This window comes from Streptomyces roseoviridis (genome assembly GCF_039535235.1).
GTDB lineage: Bacteria > Actinomycetota > Actinomycetes > Streptomycetales > Streptomycetaceae > Streptomyces > Streptomyces roseoviridis.
Genome location: NZ_BAAAWU010000001.1, coordinates 6903154 through 6922406 on the forward strand (window position 1 = coordinate 6903154; position 19253 = coordinate 6922406).

At 73.1% G+C, this 19253-nt stretch carries 19 protein-coding genes; 18 read left to right on the forward strand and 1 reads right to left on the reverse strand.

Going from position 1 to position 19253, the window contains the following annotated elements; translation table 11 throughout:
• Positions 1-23 precede the first annotated feature (23 nt).
• The 15 genes from ABD954_RS31215 (at position 24) to ABD954_RS31285 (ending at position 14567) form a co-directional block, all read left to right on the forward strand.
• Positions 24-608 carry a hypothetical protein gene (locus ABD954_RS31215; protein WP_345491111.1) on the forward strand — a complete coding sequence of 195 codons (585 nt, stop codon included), beginning with the start codon at positions 24-26 and terminating at the stop codon, positions 606-608.
• Positions 605-1657: a BtrH N-terminal domain-containing protein gene (locus tag ABD954_RS31220; RefSeq protein ID WP_345491113.1), complete on the forward strand. Its 1053-nt coding sequence runs from the start codon at positions 605-607 to the stop codon at positions 1655-1657. The genes ABD954_RS31215 and ABD954_RS31220 overlap by 4 nt, the downstream gene beginning before the upstream one ends.
• 46 nt (positions 1658-1703) lie before the next feature.
• Positions 1704-2999 (forward strand): DegT/DnrJ/EryC1/StrS family aminotransferase, encoded by a 1296-nt coding sequence (locus ABD954_RS31225; RefSeq protein WP_345491114.1) that lies wholly within the window; start codon positions 1704-1706, stop codon positions 2997-2999.
• Positions 2996-3838 (forward strand): transketolase, encoded by an 843-nt coding sequence (locus ABD954_RS31230; protein ID WP_345491115.1) that lies wholly within the window; start codon positions 2996-2998, stop codon positions 3836-3838. The genes ABD954_RS31225 and ABD954_RS31230 overlap by 4 nt, the downstream gene beginning before the upstream one ends.
• Positions 3835-4788: a transketolase family protein gene (locus ABD954_RS31235; RefSeq protein WP_345491117.1), complete on the forward strand. Its 954-nt coding sequence runs from the start codon at positions 3835-3837 to the stop codon at positions 4786-4788. Before ABD954_RS31230 ends, ABD954_RS31235 begins: the two co-directional genes overlap by 4 nt.
• Before the next feature lie 20 nt (positions 4789-4808).
• Positions 4809-4982, forward strand: coding sequence for a lysine biosynthesis protein LysW (locus tag ABD954_RS31240; RefSeq protein ID WP_345491119.1), 174 nt, complete (start codon positions 4809-4811; stop codon positions 4980-4982).
• 37 nt (positions 4983-5019) lie between these two features.
• On the forward strand, positions 5020-6045 hold the full coding sequence (gene argC / locus ABD954_RS31245) for an N-acetyl-gamma-glutamyl-phosphate reductase (protein WP_345491122.1): 1026 nt from the start codon (positions 5020-5022) through the stop codon (positions 6043-6045).
• Positions 6046-6067: 22 nt separating this feature from the next.
• Entirely contained in the window at positions 6068-6940 is an 873-nt protein-coding gene (locus tag ABD954_RS31250) for a [LysW]-aminoadipate kinase (protein WP_345491124.1), read from the forward strand.
• The gene (gene cysC, locus ABD954_RS31255) at positions 6937-7500 is read left to right on the forward strand and encodes an adenylyl-sulfate kinase (protein WP_345491126.1); all 564 of its coding nucleotides are present in this window, start codon (positions 6937-6939) and stop codon (positions 7498-7500) included. The genes ABD954_RS31250 and cysC overlap by 4 nt, the downstream gene beginning before the upstream one ends.
• 89 nt (positions 7501-7589) lie before the next feature.
• Positions 7590-8462 carry a sulfate adenylyltransferase subunit CysD gene (cysD, locus tag ABD954_RS31260; protein WP_345492584.1) on the forward strand — a complete coding sequence of 291 codons (873 nt, stop codon included), beginning with the start codon at positions 7590-7592 and terminating at the stop codon, positions 8460-8462.
• 2 nt (positions 8463-8464) lie between these two features.
• Positions 8465-9790 carry a sulfate adenylyltransferase subunit 1 gene (locus ABD954_RS31265; RefSeq protein ID WP_345491128.1) on the forward strand — a complete coding sequence of 442 codons (1326 nt, stop codon included), beginning with the start codon at positions 8465-8467 and terminating at the stop codon, positions 9788-9790.
• A gap of 27 nt (positions 9791-9817) precedes the next feature.
• On the forward strand, positions 9818-11026 hold the full coding sequence (gene rocD, locus ABD954_RS31270) for an ornithine--oxo-acid transaminase (protein ID WP_345491130.1): 1209 nt from the start codon (positions 9818-9820) through the stop codon (positions 11024-11026).
• A 191-nt stretch (positions 11027-11217) separates the two neighbouring features.
• Complete coding sequence (locus ABD954_RS31275; protein WP_345491132.1) at positions 11218-12486, forward strand: ATP-grasp domain-containing protein; 1269 nt, start codon at positions 11218-11220, stop codon at positions 12484-12486.
• Positions 12483-13727, forward strand: a complete 1245-nt coding sequence (locus tag ABD954_RS31280) for an MFS transporter (RefSeq protein ID WP_345491133.1) — start codon at positions 12483-12485, stop codon at positions 13725-13727. Before ABD954_RS31275 ends, ABD954_RS31280 begins: the two co-directional genes overlap by 4 nt.
• A gap of 81 nt (positions 13728-13808) precedes the next feature.
• Positions 13809-14567, forward strand: coding sequence for an SDR family NAD(P)-dependent oxidoreductase (locus ABD954_RS31285; RefSeq protein ID WP_345491135.1), 759 nt, complete (start codon positions 13809-13811; stop codon positions 14565-14567).
• A 73-nt stretch (positions 14568-14640) separates the two neighbouring features.
• Here the strand turns inward: ABD954_RS31285 and ABD954_RS31290 are convergent, their stop codons facing one another.
• Complete coding sequence (locus ABD954_RS31290) at positions 14641-14862, reverse strand: hypothetical protein (RefSeq protein ID WP_345491137.1); 222 nt, start codon at positions 14860-14862, stop codon at positions 14641-14643.
• A 252-nt stretch (positions 14863-15114) separates the two neighbouring features.
• Here ABD954_RS31290 and ABD954_RS31295 point away from each other — a divergent pair, with 252 nt between their 5' ends.
• The 3 genes from ABD954_RS31295 to ABD954_RS31305 are packed head-to-tail and all read left to right on the forward strand — an operon-like array spanning position 15115 to position 19228.
• On the forward strand, positions 15115-16623 hold the full coding sequence (locus ABD954_RS31295; RefSeq protein WP_345491139.1) for an aldehyde dehydrogenase family protein: 1509 nt from the start codon (positions 15115-15117) through the stop codon (positions 16621-16623).
• Positions 16620-18146 carry a GMC family oxidoreductase gene (locus ABD954_RS31300; RefSeq protein WP_345491141.1) on the forward strand — a complete coding sequence of 509 codons (1527 nt, stop codon included), beginning with the start codon at positions 16620-16622 and terminating at the stop codon, positions 18144-18146. The genes ABD954_RS31295 and ABD954_RS31300 overlap by 4 nt, the downstream gene beginning before the upstream one ends.
• A complete protein-coding gene (locus ABD954_RS31305; RefSeq protein WP_345491142.1) occupies positions 18143-19228 on the forward strand; it encodes a quaternary amine ABC transporter ATP-binding protein in 1086 nt (361 codons plus the stop codon). The genes ABD954_RS31300 and ABD954_RS31305 overlap by 4 nt, the downstream gene beginning before the upstream one ends.
• Positions 19229-19253: the final 25 nt, after the last annotated feature.

Consider the following 19253-nt stretch of genomic DNA (forward strand, 5'->3'; position numbering starts at 1 on the left):
GTGAGGGGGATCACTTGACGGGCATGCCGGCGCCCTCCGCCATCGATCGGCTCTGCGATACGGTCGATATTTCCGCTCAACTCGACAACACGGCCATTTCCGCGGCGACGAACACCAAAGCGGGGGCCTTCAACGTGTGGGGCAACTCGTTCGCCGCCGAGTACCTGCCCGCGGGCGGAAGTCTCGTCCACGTGGCGGGGGTTCCCTTCCGCTTCCCCCCGGTCTGCGACGGGCCGGACAACATCCGCTGCGCGGGACAGTTCCTTCCGCTGCCCGAGGGCCGTTACGACTGGATCCACGTGCTCGCGGCGTCCGAACGGCGCTGCGAGGACACCGTCGAACTGCACTTCTCCGACGGCTCGGTCGACGCCGAGGCCCTGCGGGTCTCCGACTTCTGGTCGGCGCCCGCCTGGTTCGGGGAGGTCAGGGCCTTCGAGAGCCTGGTCATGCACTATCCGCACCATGTGCAGCGGGACGTCTCCGCCGTGATGTGGGCGCAGCGGGTGCCGGTCACCCGGCGCGCCGCCCTCGCCGGCGTCCGGCTGCCCCGCAACGTCGCGGTGCACGTCTTCGCGCTCACCCTCCAGCGGACGGAGGCCGCGGCATGACCAGTGACGTGACGGCACGCACGTACATGATCGTCGGACCGGAACCGCAGTGGTGGTACCGCGACCTGATCAGCTGTCTGCAGGCCACCTTCGGCACCCTGGTGGCCCGGGCGGGCGCCGACCCGCTGGCCGTGCTCGGCGCGGGCTGGCGGTTCCTGCACCTGCCGGGCGACGTCCGGTCCGAGGAGTTCTACTACCCCTGCCTTCCCGACGCGTCCGGCGGCACCGACCTCGGCGCCGCCCTGGCCCCGCACCACGAGCTGCACGCCCGCTGGTGGCAGCCCGCCGACGAGGACGACGTGTGGCGCGAGATGCGCGCGTCGCTGGCCGACGACCGGTCGGTGATCGCCGCCGTCGACAACTTCCACCTGCCGTTCCGGCCCGCGTACGGCGACGTGCACGCCGCCCACCTCGTGATCGTCTACGGCCTGGACGAGGTCCGCGGACTGGTCCACGTCTCCGACGCGATGCCGCCCGCCTTCCGTGGCGCCGTCCCGATCGAGGCGTTCCTGCGCAGCTGGGGCTCGGCCAACCCGACCGACGTCCAGGACGCGTTCTTCAGCGACTCGCGGATCGGCCGGCGCTGCCTCGACGTCCGGCTCGACGCCCCGCCCCCGCCCCTGACCCCCGAACTGCTCGGCGGCTTCCTGCGCACCGACGTCGAGGGCTTCACCACGGCCGGCCCCGACCGCACCGGTCTCGCCGGCTTCGACGCCTTCGCGGCCGAACTCGTCGACCGCTGCCGCGCCGGTGACGCCGGCGCGCTGCGCGAGCTGTACCCCTTCGGCTGGGGCATGCAGGCGCAGGCATCCCTCCACGGCGAACTGCTGCGCCGCTGCGGCCACGAGTGGGGCGACCCGGAGCTGGCCGGGGCCGGGCGGGCGGTCGAGGCCGTCGCGCACGCGTGGACCGGGCTGCGGATCACCGGCGCGCACGGTCTCGACGACGCCTCGGCGGCCGCGGCCGACATCGCGCACCACACCACCGTGCTGCGCGGCACCTACGCGCGTGCGGTCGACGCCGTCGGCGCCGTGGCCGCACGCCTGTGACCGCGCACGGCGCCCCGACCACCGTGACCATGTCGAGAGGACTGTGATGAGCAAGCTGGCAGCGTTCGGCGGTTCGCCGGCCGTGCCCAGGGACCGGCGCCACGTGGACTGGCCGCTGGTCGAGGACGAGGACCGCAAGGCCGTCATCGACGCGCTCGACGGCGCCAGACTGGTGTCGAACTCGGACGGCGCGAACCCCGTGTCCACCCTGGAGGAGCGCTGGGCGCGGCGGTTCGGCCACGACCACTGTGTGGCGGTCTCCACCGGCACCGCCGCACTGTCCCTCGCGCTCGCGGCGCTCGGCGTCGGGCCGGGCGACGAGGTGATCGTGCCCGCGCTCAGCTTCATCGCCACCGGGCTCGCGCCGTTGCACCAGATGGCCGTGCCCGTGTTCGCCGACGTCGACCCGGTCACCTTCAACATCGACCCGGACGACGTGGAGCGCCGGATCACCGACCGGACCCGGGCGATCATCCCGGTCCATCTGCACGGCGCGCCCGCCGACATGGACCGCATCACGGCCATCGCCCGCAGGCACGGCCTCGCCGTGGTCGAGGACGCCGCCCAGGCCCCCGGCGCGACCCACCGCGGCCGCCCCGTCGGCTCCCTCGGCGACGCCGGCGCCTTCAGCCTCCAGGCCACCAAGAACATCCCCACCTGCGGCGAGGGCGGTCTGCTCGTGACCGGCAGCGCCGAGCTGGCCGAAGCGGTGCGCAAGGGCCGCCAGTTCGGCGAGGTCATCGAGGCCGGCCGGGACCGCGACTACATCAGTTACGGCCTGGGCTGGAACCACAAGATGAACGCCCTCCAGGCCGCGTTCACCGACGCCCAGCTCGCCCGGTTCGACGACTACGAGCGGGCCCGGCAGCGCAATGTCGCCGAATTCCTCGGGCGGCTCGCCGAACTGCCCGGCCTGCGCGTGCCCACCGCGCTCCCTGGCACCACCCACGCCTGGCACATCCTGCGCTTCCGGTTCGACGCGGCCGCGCTCGGCCTGGACGGGGTACGGCCCGAGGCCCTGCGCGCCGCCCTGCGACGGCTGCTGCGCGCCGAGGGCGTGCCGATGTCGCAGTACCAGCTGATGCCGCTGCCCGACCAGAAGGTCTTCGTCGACCGGGTCGGCTTCGGCAAGGGCTACCCGTGGACCGTGACCGACGCGCCCGCGCCGGAGCCGGGGGAGGGCTACCCGGTGGCCCGCGCGGTCATCGCCGACTCCCTGACGCTGCAGAAACGTCACCTCCACCCGGGCTCGGGCGACCTGCTCCGCGCCTACGCCGACGCCTTCGAGAAGGTGTGGTCCCACACCGACATGGTGGCCACCCTCGCGGGAGCCGCCTCATGACCGCCACCCAGGCGACCGCGCTCGACACGCTGGAAGAGGTCGCCGCGCGCATCCGCTCGCACGTCGTCGACATGTGCGCGGGACCGGAGGGCGGCCACCTCGGCGGCGCCTTCTCCAGCGTCGAGGTGCTCACCGCCCTGTACTTCTCCGTGCTCGACGTGGACCCCCGGCGGCCCGACGACCCGGAGCGCGACCGCTTCCTGCTCAGCAAGGGCCACGCCGCCGTCGCCCTCTACGCGACGCTGGCCGAACGCGGCTTCTTCCCGGTCGGGGAACTCTCCGGATACGGGCGCCCCGGCAGCCGGCTGATGGGCCACCCGGTACGAGCCGTGCCCGGCGTGGAGCTGCCGACCGGCTCGCTCGGCCACGGCCTCGCGCTCGCCTGCGGCTTCGCCCTCGCCCACCGCTCCGCGGGCCGGGACGCGCGCAGCTTCGTCCTGCTCGGCGACGGCGAACTCCAGGAGGGCTCCGTGTGGGAGGCGGCCATCGCCGCCGCGTCCCTGCGGCTCGACCGCCTGGTCGCCGTGGTCGACCGCAACGGCCTGCAACTGACCGGCGCCACCGACCGGATCGCCCCGATGGAACCGCTGGCCGACCGCTGGCGCAGCTTCGGCTGGGCGGTCCGCGAGGTGGACGGCCACGACGCGGCCGCGCTCGCCGACCACCTGGCCGCCGCACCCTGGGAGCCGGGCAGGCCCAGCGTCCTGATCGCCCGCACGGTCAAGGGCCACGGCCTGCCCTTCCTCGCCGGACGGGCCGCCAGCCACTACGTGACCCTCTCCCCGCGCAACCACGCGCGGGCGAGGGCCGCCCTGCGGACCACGGAGACCGCCGGATGAGCCGCGCGACCCGTGAGGCGTACCGGGACACCCTGCTGCCGATGCTCGAACGGCACCCCGAACTGATCTGCCTGGACAGCGACACCGGGCTGTTCAGCGCGGACCACGCGGTGGCGGCCGGCGAGCAGTACGTCAACCTCGGCATCGCCGAGCACAACCTGATGGGCATGGCCGCCGGGCTCGCCGCGTGCGGGCGGATCCCCTTCGTCAACACGATGGCCGCCTTCGCCGCGTCCCGCGCACTCGAGGCGATCAAGATCGACATCGCCTACAACCGGCTGCCGGTCCGCATCATGGCCACCCACGGCGGACTCGCCGCCGGCCACCTCGGCCCGACCCACCAGGCCCTCGAAGACCTCGCCGTGCTCCGGGTGCTGCCGGGGATGACCGTGGTGGTCCCCGCCGACGCCGCCGCCACGGAGGCGTTCGTCGAGCAGAGCCTGGACGTGTCCGGCCCCCTCTACGTCCGGCTCGGCCGCAAGGCGACGCCGGCGCTGCCCGAGGCCCCGCCCCCGGTCATCGGCACGGCGCAGACGCTGCGGGAGGGCGGGGACGTGGTGCTCGCCGCGTGCGGCCCGTACCCCGTGCTCGCCTGCCTCGCCGCGGCGGACGACCTGGCCGGGCACGGCATCGAGGCCACCGTCCTCAACGTGCACACCCTGCGGCCCTTCGACACCGAGACGCTGACGGCCGCGGCCCGCCCGGCCCGGCTCGTCGTCACCGTCGAGGAGCACTGGCGCAGCGGCGGCCTCGGCGGAGCCGTCGCCGAGGCGCTCGCGGAGCAGACGGCACCCACCAGGGTGCTGCGCCTCGGCATGCCGGACCGGTTCGTCGACACGGTCGGCAACCAGGAACACCTCGTCACGCACTACGACCTGACCGCGGAGCGGGTGGTGAGGACGGTCCGTACCGCCCTCGACACGGCCGCCCTCTCCGGCACGACCCGCTGAACACGAAAGGACACCTTCACATGACCACAACGCAGGCCTGCCCGGAGTGCGAGGACGCGGTGCAGATCAGCGACTCCGTACGGCTCAACGAGATCGTCGAGTGCGCGGGCTGCCGCAGCGAACTGGAGATCGTGGCGCTGAGCCCGGCGGTGCTCGCCCTCGCGCCCGAGGTCGAAGAGGACTGGGGGGAGTAGCCGTGCCCGCACACGCCACGTTCACCGGAGGCCCCTCGTGATCCGCGTCGCGGTGGTCGGCGCGGCCGGCTACATCGGCGGCGAACTGCTGCGGCTGCTCATCGGCCACCCCGAGGTCGAGGTGGCCGGCGCGGTCTCGTCCCGGTTCCCCGGCAAGCGGGTCGACGGCGTGCACCCGAACCTGCGGTCCGCCACCGACCTGCTGTTCTGCACGGCCGACGAGGTGGAGGACTGCGACGCGGTCTTCCTCGCCACGCCGCACCGGGCGGCCATGACGCAGATGGACCGCTGGATCGGACGGGCCAAGCAGGTCTTCGACCTCACCGGCGACTTCCGGCTCGACGACCCCGAGGTCTTCGAGCGCTACTACGGGGTCGAGCACGCCGCCCCGCACCTGCTCGGCGACTTCGTGCCCGGCATCCCCGAGCTGTACCGGGACCGCCTGGGCAGCGCCGACCTGGTCAGCGTGCCCGGCTGCATGGCGGTGGCCGGCGTGCTCTCGCTGTACCCGCTCGTGGCCCGGGACCTGATCGAGCCGAAGGCCCAGATCGACGCCCGCACCGGTTCCAGCGGCTCCGGCGCCACCGCGGGCCAGGCCAACCTGCACGCCGAACGCAGCGGCGCCATGCGGGTGTTCGCACCCACCGGGCACCGCCACGAGGCCGAGATCTCCCGGCACCTCGGCGTCGAGGCCGCCATGACCGCGACCGGGGTCGAGGCGGTGCGCGGCGTGCAGACCCTCTGCCACGCCACGCTGCGCCCCGGCGTGGACGAGGCGGCGGTGCGCAGGGCCTTCCGCGAGCAGTACCAGGACGAACCCTTCGTCCGCCTGGTGGCCCAGAAGCGCGGCACCTTCCGCTACCCCGAGCCGAAGATCCTGCTCGGCTCGAACTTCTGCGACGTCGGCTACGCCGTCGACGCCGAGACCGGCCGGCTGGTGACCATCGCCGCCCTCGACAACCTCGTCAAAGGCGGCGCGGGCAACGCGGTCCAGTGCCTGAACATCCGCATGGGCTGGCCGGAGGACCTCGGCCTGTCCTTCACCGGCCTGCATCCCGCCTGAGCCCGGGAGAACGGGAGAAACCGTGACCACCAGACCGCTGACCGTCGTCAAGTGCGGCGGCAATCCGGCCGTCGACGCCGAGGGCATCTGTGCCGACGTCGCCAAGCTCGTCGGCGAGGGACAGTCCGTCCTCCTGGTGCACGGAGGCTCCGGGGAGATCGCCCGGCTGGCCGGCAGGCTCGGTGTCCCGCAGCGGACCCTGGTCGCCCCCGACCGGGTGACCACCAGGTACACCGACCCGGCCACCCTGGAGGTGGTCGTCCTCGCCCTGGCCGGATCGGTCAAGCCGAGGATGGTCGCCGAGCTGACCCGGCTCGGGGTGCCCGCGGTCGGTCTCACCGGCCTGGACGGCGGGATGCTGCGGGCCCGCCGCAAGGCCGCCGTCCGGGCCGTCGTGGACGGCCGGACCGTCCTGGTCCGCGACAACCTCAGCGGCCGGCTCACCGGCGTGCGCACCGGCCCGGCCGAGGCCCTGCTCGCCGCCGGCTTCGTGCCGGTGGTCTCACCGCCCGCGATCGACGAGCACGACCGGCCGGTGAACGTCGACGCCGACCGCGCCGCGGCGGCCCTCGCCGCCGCGCTCGGCGCCGAACGGCTGGTGCTGCTGACCGGCGCGCCCGGCGTGCTCGCCGACCCCGACGACCCCACCAGCGTGATGCCCGTCTGCGAGGTGCCGCGGACCGGCGCGCCGGGCCGGTTCGCCGGCGGCGGCATGGCCCTCAAGCTCGTCGCCGCACGCGAGGCGCTGGCGGGCGGAGTGGCCTGCGTCCGCATCGCGGACGGACGGGTCCCCCACCCGGTCAGCCGGGCCCTGGCCGGCAGTGGCACCACCGTAACCATGACCGACGCAGGGCGGGTCACCGCCGGCCCGCGCGAAAGGGAGCACCGAACATGACCGAACCGAACGGCGAACCGGCCGTGTGGCAGGGCGGCACGGTCTGGCTGACCGGACTGCCGAGCGCGGGAAAGACCACCCTCGCCCTCGGCCTCGCCGAGCGACTGCGGACCGAAGGACACCGGGTCCAGGTGCTCGACGGCGACGAAGTCCGCCCCGTCCTCTCCGCGGAACTCGGCTTCTCCAAGGAGGACCGGGACACCAACGTACGGCGGATCGGCTACGTGGCCGGACTGCTCGCCGCCCACGGCGTCACCGTGCTGGTGCCGGTCATCGCCCCGTACGCGGTCTCCCGCGAGGCGGTGCGGCGACGGCACGCGGAGGACGGGGTCCCGTACCTGGAGGTGCACGTGGCGACCGGACCGGAGACCTGCGCGGACCGGGACGTGAAGGGCCTCTACGCCCGGCAGGCGGCCGGCGGACTGAGAGGACTCACCGGAGTGGACGACCCCTACGAGGCACCGGTCGACCCCGACCTGCGCCTCGCCACCGAGGACCGGACGGTCGAGGAGTCCGTCCGGGACCTGCGTGCGCTGCTCACCGCACGCGGGCTGTCGTGACCGCCGTCGCGGGGGCCGCGGTGAACGACCGGGCCGGGGACACCGGCCCGCGGCCCGCACCGGCGGTGACCCCCCTCACCCACCTGGAGATGCTGGAGGCCGAGGCCGCGCACATCTTCCGCGAGGTGGCGGGCGAGTTCGACCGGGCCACGCTGCTGTTCTCGGGCGGCAAGGACTCGATCGTCATGCTGCACGTGGCGCTCAAGGCGTTCGCCCCGGCACCGCTGCCGTTCTCGCTGCTGCACGTCGACACCGGCCACAACTTCCCCGAGGTGCTCGCCTACCGGGACCGGATCGTCGAGAAGCACGGCCTGCGACTCGACGTCGCCTCCGTGCAGGACTACATCGACAAGGGCACGCTCCGCGAGCGTCCCGACGGCACCCGCAACCCGCTGCAGACCCTGCCGCTCCTCGACGCCATCCGGGACGGCCGCTTCGGCGCGGTGTTCGGCGGCGGCCGGCGCGACGAGGAGAAGGCGCGCGCCAAGGAGCGCGTCTTCAGCCTGCGGGACCAGTTCGGCGCCTGGGACCCGCGCCGGCAGCGGCCCGAACTGTGGCAGCTGTACAACGGGCACCACGAACCGGGGGAGCACGTCCGGGTGTTCCCGCTGTCGAACTGGACCGAACTCGACGTCTGGCAGTACATCGAGCACGAGGGCATCGACCTGCCCGAGATCTACTTCGCGCACCGCAGGAAGGTGTTCCGCCGCGACGGTATGTGGCTGACGCCCGGCGACTGGGGCGGGCCCCGGGACGACGAGCCGCTGTGCGAACGGCTGATCCGCTACCGCACGGTCGGCGACATGTCCTGCACCGGCGCCGTCGACTCCTCCGCGGCGACCGTCGGGGCGGTGATCGCCGAGATCACGGCGAGCCGGGTGACCGAACGCGGCGCGAGCCGGGCCGACGACCGCCTGTCCGAGGCTGCCATGGAGGACCGCAAGCGAGAAGGGTACTTCTAGACATGTCAACGGACATCGCGCGAGCGCGGCAACGGGCCGGCGCCGCCCCGCGCCGGTCGGGCGGCCTGCTGCGCCTGGCCACCTGCGGATCGGTCGACGACGGCAAGTCCACCCTGGTCGGCCGGCTGCTCTACGACACCAAGTCCGTCCTCGCCGACCAGCTGGCCGCCATCGAGGAGGCGTCCCGCCGCCGCGGACAGGACGACCCCGACCTGGCCCTCCTCACCGACGGACTGCGGGCGGAACGGGAGCAGGGCATCACGATCGACGTGGCCTACCGCTACTTCGCGACGCCCCGCCGGCGGTTCATCCTCGCGGACACCCCGGGTCACGTGCAGTACACCCGCAACATGGTGACCGGCGCCTCCACCGCCGACCTGGCGGTGATCCTCGTCGACGCCCGCAAGGGCGTGGTCGAACAGACCATGCGGCACGCGGCGATCACGGCCCTGCTGCGCGTCCCCCACGTCGTCCTCGCGGTCAACAAGATGGACGCCGTCGCCTACGACGAGTCCGTCTTCACCGCGATCGTCGACGAGTTCACCGCGCGTGCGGGCGAGCTCGGCCTCAACGGCGCCGTCGCCATCCCCATGTCGGCGCTGGCCGGCGACAACGTGGTCGAACCGTCGAGCGCCATGGACTGGTACACCGGCGACACGCTCCTCGCCCACCTGGAGCACGTACCGCTCGGAGCGGATCCGACCGGGAAGCCGCTGCGGCTGCCGGTGCAGTACGTGATCCGGCAGCCCTCCGGCGACCGGCGCACGGTGGAACGCTGGCTGGCCGGACAGCTCGCCTCCGGCCTGCTCAGGGTCGGCGACCCCGTCGTCGTGCAGCCCGCCGGCGCCACCAGCACGGTCGTCGCGCTCAGCGTGCTCGGCAGGGAGAGCGACATCGCCTGGGCCCCGCAGTCCGTCGCCGTCCGCCTCGCCGACGACATCGACGTCGCCCGCGGCGAGGTCCTCACCGCCGGTGCTGCCCCTCGGCCGCAACGGCGCCTCACCGCCACCGTCTGCCACCTCGACGACCGCCCGCTGCGCGCCGGGCAGCGGGTGCTGCTCAAGCACACCACCCGCACCGTCCCGGCCCTCGTGGAGAGCGTCACCTACCGCACCGACATCGCCGTCGCCCGCCGGCTGCCGTGCCAGGACGGACTGGCCGGCAACGACATCGGCGGCGTACGGATCCTCACCGCCGAGCCGCTCGCCGTCGACGACTACGCCGACAACCGGCGCACCGGCTCGTTCCTGCTCATCGATCCGCAGGACGGGGCGACCCTCAGCGCCGGCATGGTCGACGCGGGGGCCGACCACCAGCCGGACCACTGACCCACCGCCGAAAGGGTGAAGCAGGCCATGAACACGACCGCCGACGCCACCTCCACTCCCGACCACATCGCCCTCACCGAACGCTGGAGCGCCCACAACTACCACCCGCTGCCGGTGGTGCTCACCCACGGGGAGGGCGCCTGGGTCACCGCTCAGGACGGCCGGCGCCACCTCGACTTCGTCGCCGGGTACTCGGCGCTCAACTTCGGCCACCGCCACCCCGACATCGTCGCCGCCGCCAAGGCGCAGCTCGACCGCCTCACCCTGACCGGCCGGTCCTTCCACAACGACCAGTTCGGAGTGTTCTGCCGCGAACTGGCCGAGCTGACCGGCACCGAGTCGGTGCTGCCCGCCAACACCGGCGCGGAGGCGGTCGAGTCGGCCGTGAAGGTCGCCAGGAAGTGGGCGTACCAGGTCAAGGGCGTGCCGGACGGTGCCGCCGAGATCGTGGTCGCCGGCTCCAACTTCCACGGCCGCACCACCACCATGGTCTCGATCTCCACCGACGCCCTCGCCCGCAAGGACTTCGGCCCGTTCACCCCCGGCTTCCGCGTCGTGCCGTTCGGCGACATCGACGCCCTGCGCGCGGCCGTCGGCCCGAACACGGCGGCGGTCCTCCTCGAACCGGTCCAGGGCGAGGCGGGCGTGGTCGTCCCGCCCAAGGGCTACCTCAGCGAGGTCCGCCAGCTGTGCGACGACAGCCGCACCCTGTTCGTCGCCGACGAGGTGCAGTGCGGCATGGCCCGTACCGGCGCCACCCTCGCCCTGGACCACGACGGCGTCCGCGCGGACCTCTACGCCCTCGGCAAGTCCCTCGGCGGCGGACTCATGCCCGTGTCCGCCGTGGTCGGCCGCGCCGACGTCCTCGGCGTCCTGGCACCCGGCGAGCACGGCTCCACCTTCGGCGGCAATCCGCTGGCCTGTGCCGTCGGCCGCGCCGTCGTCCGGCTGCTCGCCACCGGCGAGTTCCAGGAGCGCTCGCGCGAACTCGGCACGTACCTCCACGCCCGGCTCCGCGAACTCGACGGCGTCGCCGAGGTCCGCGGCCGCGGCCTGTGGGCCGGCGTGCAGATCGCCGAGGGCCGCACCACCGGCGTCGACGTGTCCCGGGCGCTGCTCGAGCGCGGTCTGCTGTGCAAGGAGAACAACGGCCACCTCCGGGTGGCACCGCCGCTGGTGATCACCCGGGAGGAGATCGACTTCGGCGTCGAGGCGATCGCCGGGGTCCTCGGATGACCCGGTCCGCCCGCCCCTGTGCGCGATAGTCTGCCGAAGTCCGACCGTCTCGACCCCACGGGGACGGGCCCGAGGCCGCCGCGCCTTCCGTGCGATCCCCGCACGGACCTGCCGGACCGTCCCCCTTCGTCGTGACGCCCCTTCCGACTCCCGGCGAGCCCGCCGGTCGGAACGTGAGAGAAGGAGCCACTGTGTCCCTCGACGTCGAACCCACCGGACGGCCCCGCGTCCTGGTCGTCGGCGGCAAGCCCAAGCTTGTCCGCAAGGCCCGGGAGCTCGGTCTGGACGTGGTTCACGCCCAGTACCCGGACGCCTACGACCGCGGCCACTGGCCGTACGTCGACCAGGCCCTGCTGGTCGACTACGGCGACATCGACCGGCTCCTGCCCCTGGCCAGGGCGCTGCACGCCACGTATCCGTTCCAGGCCGCCGTGGCGCTGTTCGAACTCGGACTGCTCCCGGCGGCGCGGATCAACGAGGAGCTCGGCCTCGACGGCGAGTCCGTCGACACCGTCGAACTGCTCCTGGACAAGTGGCGGATGCGCCGGCACCTGGCGGCCAAGGGCATCAGCCCGGTGGCCTCCGCGATCGGGCGCTCCGCCCAGGACCTCCGGGACTTCGTCGCGGCCCACGGCCTGCCGGTCATCGTCAAGCCGGTCCGCGAGTCGGGCAGCGTCGGCGTGTTCTGCGTCCGCGACGACGCCGAGGTGGACGCCGTCGCCGAACGGTACCGGTCCCTCGACGACAAGGCGTGGGCCCCGGGCGACCTGGCCTTCGCCGACTCCTTCCGGGAGTTCCTGATGGAGGAGTACCTGGACGGCCCCGAGATCAGCGTGGAGTCGCTGAGCTTCGACGGCCGGCACGTGGTCGTCGGGATCACCGACAAGGCGGCGTTCGGCGGCGGTTCCGGCTTCGTCGAGCTCGGCCTCTCGCAGCCCAGTGTCCACCCGGACGAAACGCTCGACGAGGTACGGCAGTTGGTGGCCGACTTCCTCGACGCCGTGGGGCTGCGCAACGGCCCCGCGCACACCGAGATCCGGCTCACCCCACGCGGCCCGCGGATCATCGAGTCGCACAACCGCATCGGCGGGTACGGCGTCAACGAGATGGTCGAGGTCGCCTACGGCGTCGACATGGAGCGCTACACGCTCGGCATCCGGTTCGGCAAGGTGGAGCCGCTGACCGGGTCGCCCGCACCGCGGGCCGGGGTCGCCCTCCGGGCCCTCACGCCCGAGCCGGGCCGGGTCGTGGAGGTGACCGGCGTCGACGCCGTGCGCGCCGACCCGGCGTTCGTCGACCTCCATGTGAAGCTGCGGCCCGGCGACGTGGTCAACCCGCTGACCTGGAACGAGGACATCGGCGGCTACGTCATCGCCCGCGGCACCGACGCCGCCGACGCGATCGCCCACAGCAAGCGGCTGGCCGAGGCCGTCCACGTACGCACCGAGCCGGTCGCATGAGCACCGCGACACCCGACCAGCCGGACGTCGACGAGCCGACGTTCCGGCAGACCTTACGCCGCTTACCCGTCCGGGTCTGGATCATCAGCCTGGGCATCCTGGTCAACCAGGTCGGCAACTTCCTGCCCGTCTTCATCGTCCTCTACCTGACCGAACGCGGCTATTCCGCCGGAGCGGCGGGTCTGGTGCTCGGCATCTCCGGCCTCGGCAAGGTGCTCGGCAACGCCGTCGGCGGCTATCTCGCCGACAAGATCGGCCGGCGCTGGACCATCGTGCTCTCCGCCGTCACCACCGCCGGGCTCACGACGGTCGTGCCCTTCCTGGAGGCACTGCCGCTGATCGTCACGGTGGTCGGCCTCATCGGCGTGACCTCGCAGATCTACCGGCCCGCCGCGGCCGCGGTGCTGGTCGACGCCGTGTCGACCAACCAGCAACGGCTCGCCGCCTTCGGGGTGTTCCGCTTCGCGATGAACGTCGGCGCGGCCCTCGGCGGGGTCATCGGCGGCGTGCTGGCCAGCACCTCCTACGTCGAGCTGTTCCTGGTGAACGCCGCCGCCTGCCTGCTGTTCGGCGTGGTCGTGGCCCTGCTGCTGAGGGACGCGCCCAAGACCGTCGACGGCGAGGAGCACGGGGGCGAGAAGGCGGAGCAGGCCGTCGGCTACCGGCAGGCGTTCGCCGACCGCACCCTGGTCCGCTTCCTGCTGATGACCGTGTTCTGCGAGTTCGTCTACATCCAGTCCACCGTCGGACTGCCCCTGCACGTCAACGAGGTGGGGCTGACCGAGCGCGACTTCGGCCTCCTCATCGGGCTCAACGGCCTGCTGGTGCTGGCGCTCGAACTGCCCATCACCGGCGCGATCTCCCGCTACCGGCCGGAGTACGTCCTCGCCATCGGCAACCTGATCACCGGTGTCGGTCTCGCGCTGACCGGGTTCACCACCGGCATGGTGATGCTCGCCGCGACGGTCCTGCTGTGGACCTTCGGCGAGATGCTCACCAGCTCCGTCGCCATGGCCTACCTGGGCAGCCTGGCTCCGCCGCACATGGTCGGGCGCTACCAGGGCCTGCACGGGGTCGCGTACACCATCGGCACGGGCGCGGGACCGCTGATCGGCGGCGCTCTGTACGCGTTCGGCCCCTGGGCGCTGTGGCTCCTGGTCGGCGTGGCCGGGGTGCTGGCCGCCCAGCTCTCCCTGCCGCGCCGCCGCTCGGCGCCCGCGGAGGGGAAGCCGGCTCCCTGACGCCCCGACGCTCCGCCGCCCTGACGCCACGAGGCGTCGACGGCGTTTTTCTGACGGTCCGCAACGGACAGGAGAGAACTCGTGAGTGACTTCGCAGGACTCGTCGCGATCGTGACCGGCGGCGCCTCGGGCATCGGCCTCGCCACGGCGAAACTGCTCCACAGCAGGGGCGCCCGGGTCGCCGCCCTCGACCTCAAGCCGGACGGACTCCCGGACGGCATCGTGGGCATCGAGGCCGACGTCACCGACGACGCCCGGGTCGCGGCCGCCGTGGACGCCGTCGTCGAGCGGTTCGGCCGGCTCGACGTGGTGGTGAACAACGCCGGGATCGGCGCGATCGGGGACGTCGCCGCGAACGACGACGACGAGTGGATGCGCGTCCTCGACGTCAACGTGGTCGGCATGGTCAGGGTCGCCCGGCACGCCCTGCCCCACCTGCGGCGCTCGCCCGCCGCGGCGATCGTCAACACCTGCTCGGTGGTGGCGTGGGCCGGTGTGGAGCAGCGGGTGCTGTACTCCGCCAGCAAGGGCGCGGTCTACGCGCTGACGCTGGCCATGGCGGCGGACCACGTCCGCGAGGGCATCCGGGTCAACTGCGTCGCTCCCGGCTCGGCGGACACGCCGTGGATCGCCCGGTCGCTCCGTCACACCGAGGACCCGGCCGCCGCCCGGGCCGCGCTCGACGCCTTCCAGCCGACGGGCCGTCTGGTGTCGGCCGACGAGGTGGCGGGCGCGATCGCGTACCTGGCGAGCCCGCTGTCGGGCGGGACGGTGGGCACGGTCCTCGCCGTGGACAACGGCATGCACGGTCTGCGCCTGCGTCCGCAGCCCCCGCGGTAGGCGCGCGGGGCCGGTGCGTACGACGGGGCGGGGGCCCGGCTCTTCGGAGCCGGGCCCCCGCCCCCGTGTGCTGTCAGGCGCCCACGCCGAGCACGGCCAGGTTCAGCGCGCGCATGTCGGGGACGGGCGGGAGCTCGTGCGGCTCCTCGCCCCGGCCCTCGTACAGCGCCGGGACCGGGCGCAGACCGTCGACGCCGCCGGCGGCCCAGGGCGCGTCCGTCGGGGGGAGGGACAGCACCATGCGGCGGCCGTCGGGGAGGTCCGTGGTGACGGGGGTCGCTGCGTGCGACTGCATGGGCGGCTCTTCTCTGTGAAGTGGTGCATGCGTCGGCGGTGATCGCCCTCGTCCTGTGGGACGCGTCACCGCGGCGGCAGGTTCCTTCACCCCCCGCAACTTGAGAAGTATGTCCCTTTTAGTGCCGCCTTGGGGCGTGAAGCAGGCCACTCTCCGTCATGTTTTCCGCATGGTTCCCGTGGCTCAGGGCAGGGGGCCCGATCGCCGGGCGACCGGCAGGGGGAACTCGAGGAACGGAAGGCAAAACCCGACGTGACGGCAGCACAGCAGACCATCCATGTGGGTGGAGAGTGGCGCGCGGCCCTGTCCGGCGCCACGCGCGAGATCATCGACCCCGTCGACGCGACCACCTTCGCGGTCGTCGCGGAAGGCGGCGTCCCCGACACGGACGACGCCGTGGCCGCGGCGCGTGCCGCGTTCGACGACGGCACCTGGCCGCGTACGCCGGTCGCCGAGCGGGCCGCCCTGCTGCGGCGCGTCGCCGACCTCCTCCAGCGGGACCGCGAGCGGATCGGCGCCCTGGAGAGCCAGGACGCCGGCAAGACGCTGGAAGAGGGCCGCATCGACGTCGACTGCGTCCGCGACGCCTTCCGCTACTTCGCCGACCTCGTCGAGAGCGACAGCGACGGACGGGTCGTCGACGCCGGGTCCGACGAGATCCACAGCGTCGTCGTGCACGAGCCGGTCGGCGTCTGCGCCCTCATCACGCCCTGGAACTACCCGTTGCTCCAGGCCAGCTGGAAGATCGCCCCCGCCCTCGCCGCCGGCAACACCTTCGTGATCAAGCCCAGCGAGATCACCCCGCTCAGCACCGTCGTGCTGATCGAACTGCTCCTGGAGGCCGGACTGCCGCTCGGCGCGGCCAACATCGTCACCGGCCCCGGCGACACCGTCGGCGCCCGCCTCGCCGAGCACCCCGATGTCGACCTCGTCTCCTTCACGGGCGGCCTCGTCAGCGGCACCAAGGTCGCCAGGGCGGCCGCCGACAGCGTGAAGAAGGTCGCCCTCGAACTGGGCGGCAAGAACCCCAACGTCGTCTTCGCCGACGCCTGTTCCACCCCCGAAGGCTTCGACACCGCCGTCGACCAGGCCCTCAACGCCGCCTTCCTGCACAGCGGCCAGGTCTGCTCGGCCGGCTCCCGGCTCATCGTCGAGGAGTCCCTCCGCGAGCGCTTCGTCGCCGAACTCGCCCGCCGCGCCGCCCTGATCCGGCTCGGCCGCGGCACCGACGAGGGCGTCGAGTGCGGACCGCTGGTCTCCGCCGCCCAGCTCGCGAGGACCGAGGAGTACGTCGCCTCCGCCCTCGGCGAGGGCGCCGTCCTGCGCGCCGGCGGCGAGAAGCCGGCCGGCCCCGGCTACTTCTACCGCCCCACCGTCCTCGACCGCTGCCACCGCCGCATGCGGGTCGTCCGCGAGGAGGTCTTCGGCCCGGTCCTCACCGTCGAGACCTTCCGCACCGAGGACGAGGCCGTCGCCCTCGCCAACGACACCGAGTTCGGCCTCGCCGGAGCGGTGTGGACCTCCGACGACGAGCGGGCCCGCCGGGTCGCCGCCCGGCTGCGCCACGGCACCGTCTGGATCAACGACTTCCACCCCTACCTGCCGCAGGCGGAATGGGGCGGCTTCGGCAAGTCGGGCATCGGCCGCGAGCTCGGCCCCGGCGGTCTCGCCGAGTACCGCGAGGCCAAGCACATCTACCAGAACCTCGCCCCGCGCCCCGTGCGCTGGTTCGCGGGCGAGACGCAGAAGGACCAGGCATGAACGACCAGCACCTGTACGACTACGTCGTCGTCGGCGGCGGCACCGCCGGCTCGGTGATCGCCTCCCGGCTGACCGAGAACCCCGACGTCAGCGTCGCCGTCATCGAGGGCGGCCCCAGCGACGTGGGCCGCGACGACGTCCTCACCCTGCGCCGCTGGATGGGCCTGCTCGGCGGGGAGCTGGACTACGACTACCCCACCACCGAACAGCCCCGCGGCAACTCCCACATCCGGCACAGCCGCGCGCGGGTGCTCGGCGGCTGCTCCTCGCACAACACCCTCATCGCCTTCAAGCCCCTGCCCTCCGACTGGGACGAGTGGGCCGAGGCCGGTGCCGAGGGCTGGGACGCGGCGGCCATGGACCCGTACTTCGCCCGGCTGCGCAACAACATCGTCCCCGTCGACGAGGCCGACCGCAACGCCATCGCCCGCGACTTCGTCGACGCCGCCCAGGCCGCGCTCGGCGTCCCGCGCGTCGAGGGCTTCAACAAGCAGCCCTTCCACGAGGGCGTCGGCTTCTTCGACCTCGCCTACCACCCCGAGAACAACAAGCGGTCCTCAGCCTCCGTCGCCTATCTCCACCCCTTCCTGGACCGGCCCAACCTCCACATCGCCCTGGAGACCTGGGCGTTCCGCCTGGAGTTCGAGGGCACCCGCGCCACCGGCGTGCACGTCCGCACCAAGGACGGCGAGGAACACGTCGTACGCGCCCGGCGCGAGGTCCTGGTGTGCGCCGGCGCCGTGGACACCCCCCGCCTGCTGCTCCACTCCGGCATCGGGCCCCGCGCCGACCTGGAGAAGCTGGGCATCCCCGTCGTGCACGACCTGCCGGGCGTGGGGGAGAACCTGCTCGACCACCCCGAGTCGGTCATCGTGTGGGAGACGCACGGCCCGATCCCGGAGAACTCCGCCATGGACTCCGACGCCGGACTCTTCGTCCGCCGCGACCCGCAGTCCGAGGGACCGGACCTGATGTTCCACTTCTACCAGATCCCCTTCACCGACAACCCCGAGCGGATCGGCTACGAACGCCCCGCGCACGGAGTGTCGATGACGCCCAACATCCCCAAGCCGCGCAGCCGCGGCCGGCTCTACCTGACGAGCGCCGACCCCGAGGACAAGCCCGCCCTCGACTTCCGCTACTTCACCGACGAGGACGACTACGACGGCCGCACCCTCGTCGACGGCATCCGCATCGCCCGCGAGATCGCCGCGAGCGAGCCGCTGGCCGGCTGGCTCAAGCGCGAGGTGTGTCCCGGCCCCGAGGTGACCTCCGACGAGGAACTCAGCGCCTACGCCCGCCAGGTCGCGCACACCGTCTACCACCCCGCCGGCACCTGCAAGATGGGCGCCGCCGACGACGAGCTCGCCGTCGTCACACCCGACCTGAGGATCCGGGGCCTCGACGGCATCCGGATCGCCGACGCGTCCGTCTTTCCGACCATGACCGCCGTCAACCCCATGATCGGCGTGCTCATGGTCGGCGAGAAATGCGCCGACCTGCTGGGAGGCACGACCCGATGAACACACCGCACTCCATGACCCCGCCGCCCACCGCCGCCGGCCCCGTCTTCTCCGTACGGAACCTGTGGAAGGTCTTCGGCCCCAAGGCCGAGCGCGTGCCCGCCGACCCGGAGCTCGGCGCCCTCGACGCCGCCGGGCTGCGCGAACGCACCGGCTGCACCGCCGCCGTGCGCGACGTCTCCTTCGACGTCCGCAAGGGCGAGGTCTTCGTGGTCATGGGCCTGTCGGGCTCCGGCAAGTCGACCCTCGTCCGCTGTCTGACCCGGCTCATCGAGCCGACCTCGGGCACCGTCGCCATCGACGGCGAGGACGTGCTGTCCATGGACACCGGCCGGCTGCGCGAACTGCGCCGCCACCGGGCGGCGATGGTGTTCCAGCACTTCGGACTGCTGCCGCACCGCACGGTCCTCGACAACGTCGCCTACGGCCTGGAGATCCAGGGCGTCGGACGCGCCGAACGGCGCGAACGCGCCGCCGAGTTCGTCAGCAAGGTCGGCCTGGACGGCATGGAGCACCGCACCCCGGGCCAGCTGTCCGGCGGCCAGCAGCAGCGCGTCGGCCTGGCCCGCGCCCTCGCCGTCGACCCCGAGGTCCTGCTGTTCGACGAGCCGTTCAGCGCCCTCGACCCGCTCATCCGCCGGGACATGCAGGAGGAGGTCGTCCGCCTGCACCGGGAGGAGGGCCGCACCATGGTCTTCATCACGCACGACCTGAGCGAGGCGCTGAAGCTCGGCGACCGCATCGCCCTGATGCGCGACGGGCGGATCGTGCAGCTCGGCACGCCGGAGGAGATCGTGGGCGCTCCCGCCGACGACTACGTACGGGACTTCGTCCGGGACGTGCCGCGCGAGCAGGTGCTGACCGTCCGCTCGGCGATGCGCCCCGCCCTCGCGGACGAACGCGAGACGGGACCCGCGCTCGCCCCCGGCGCCACCGTCCACGAGGCCATCGAGGCCGTGGCCCGGACCGGCCAGAACGCCCGGGTCGTCGAGGGCGGCCGGTGCCTCGGCGTGGTCGACCACGCGGGACTCCTGGGTGTGGTCGCCGGGGTACCGGCGGCGACGGCGAAGGCGGTGGCCTGATGTACTCCCACACCACCTGGCCCCC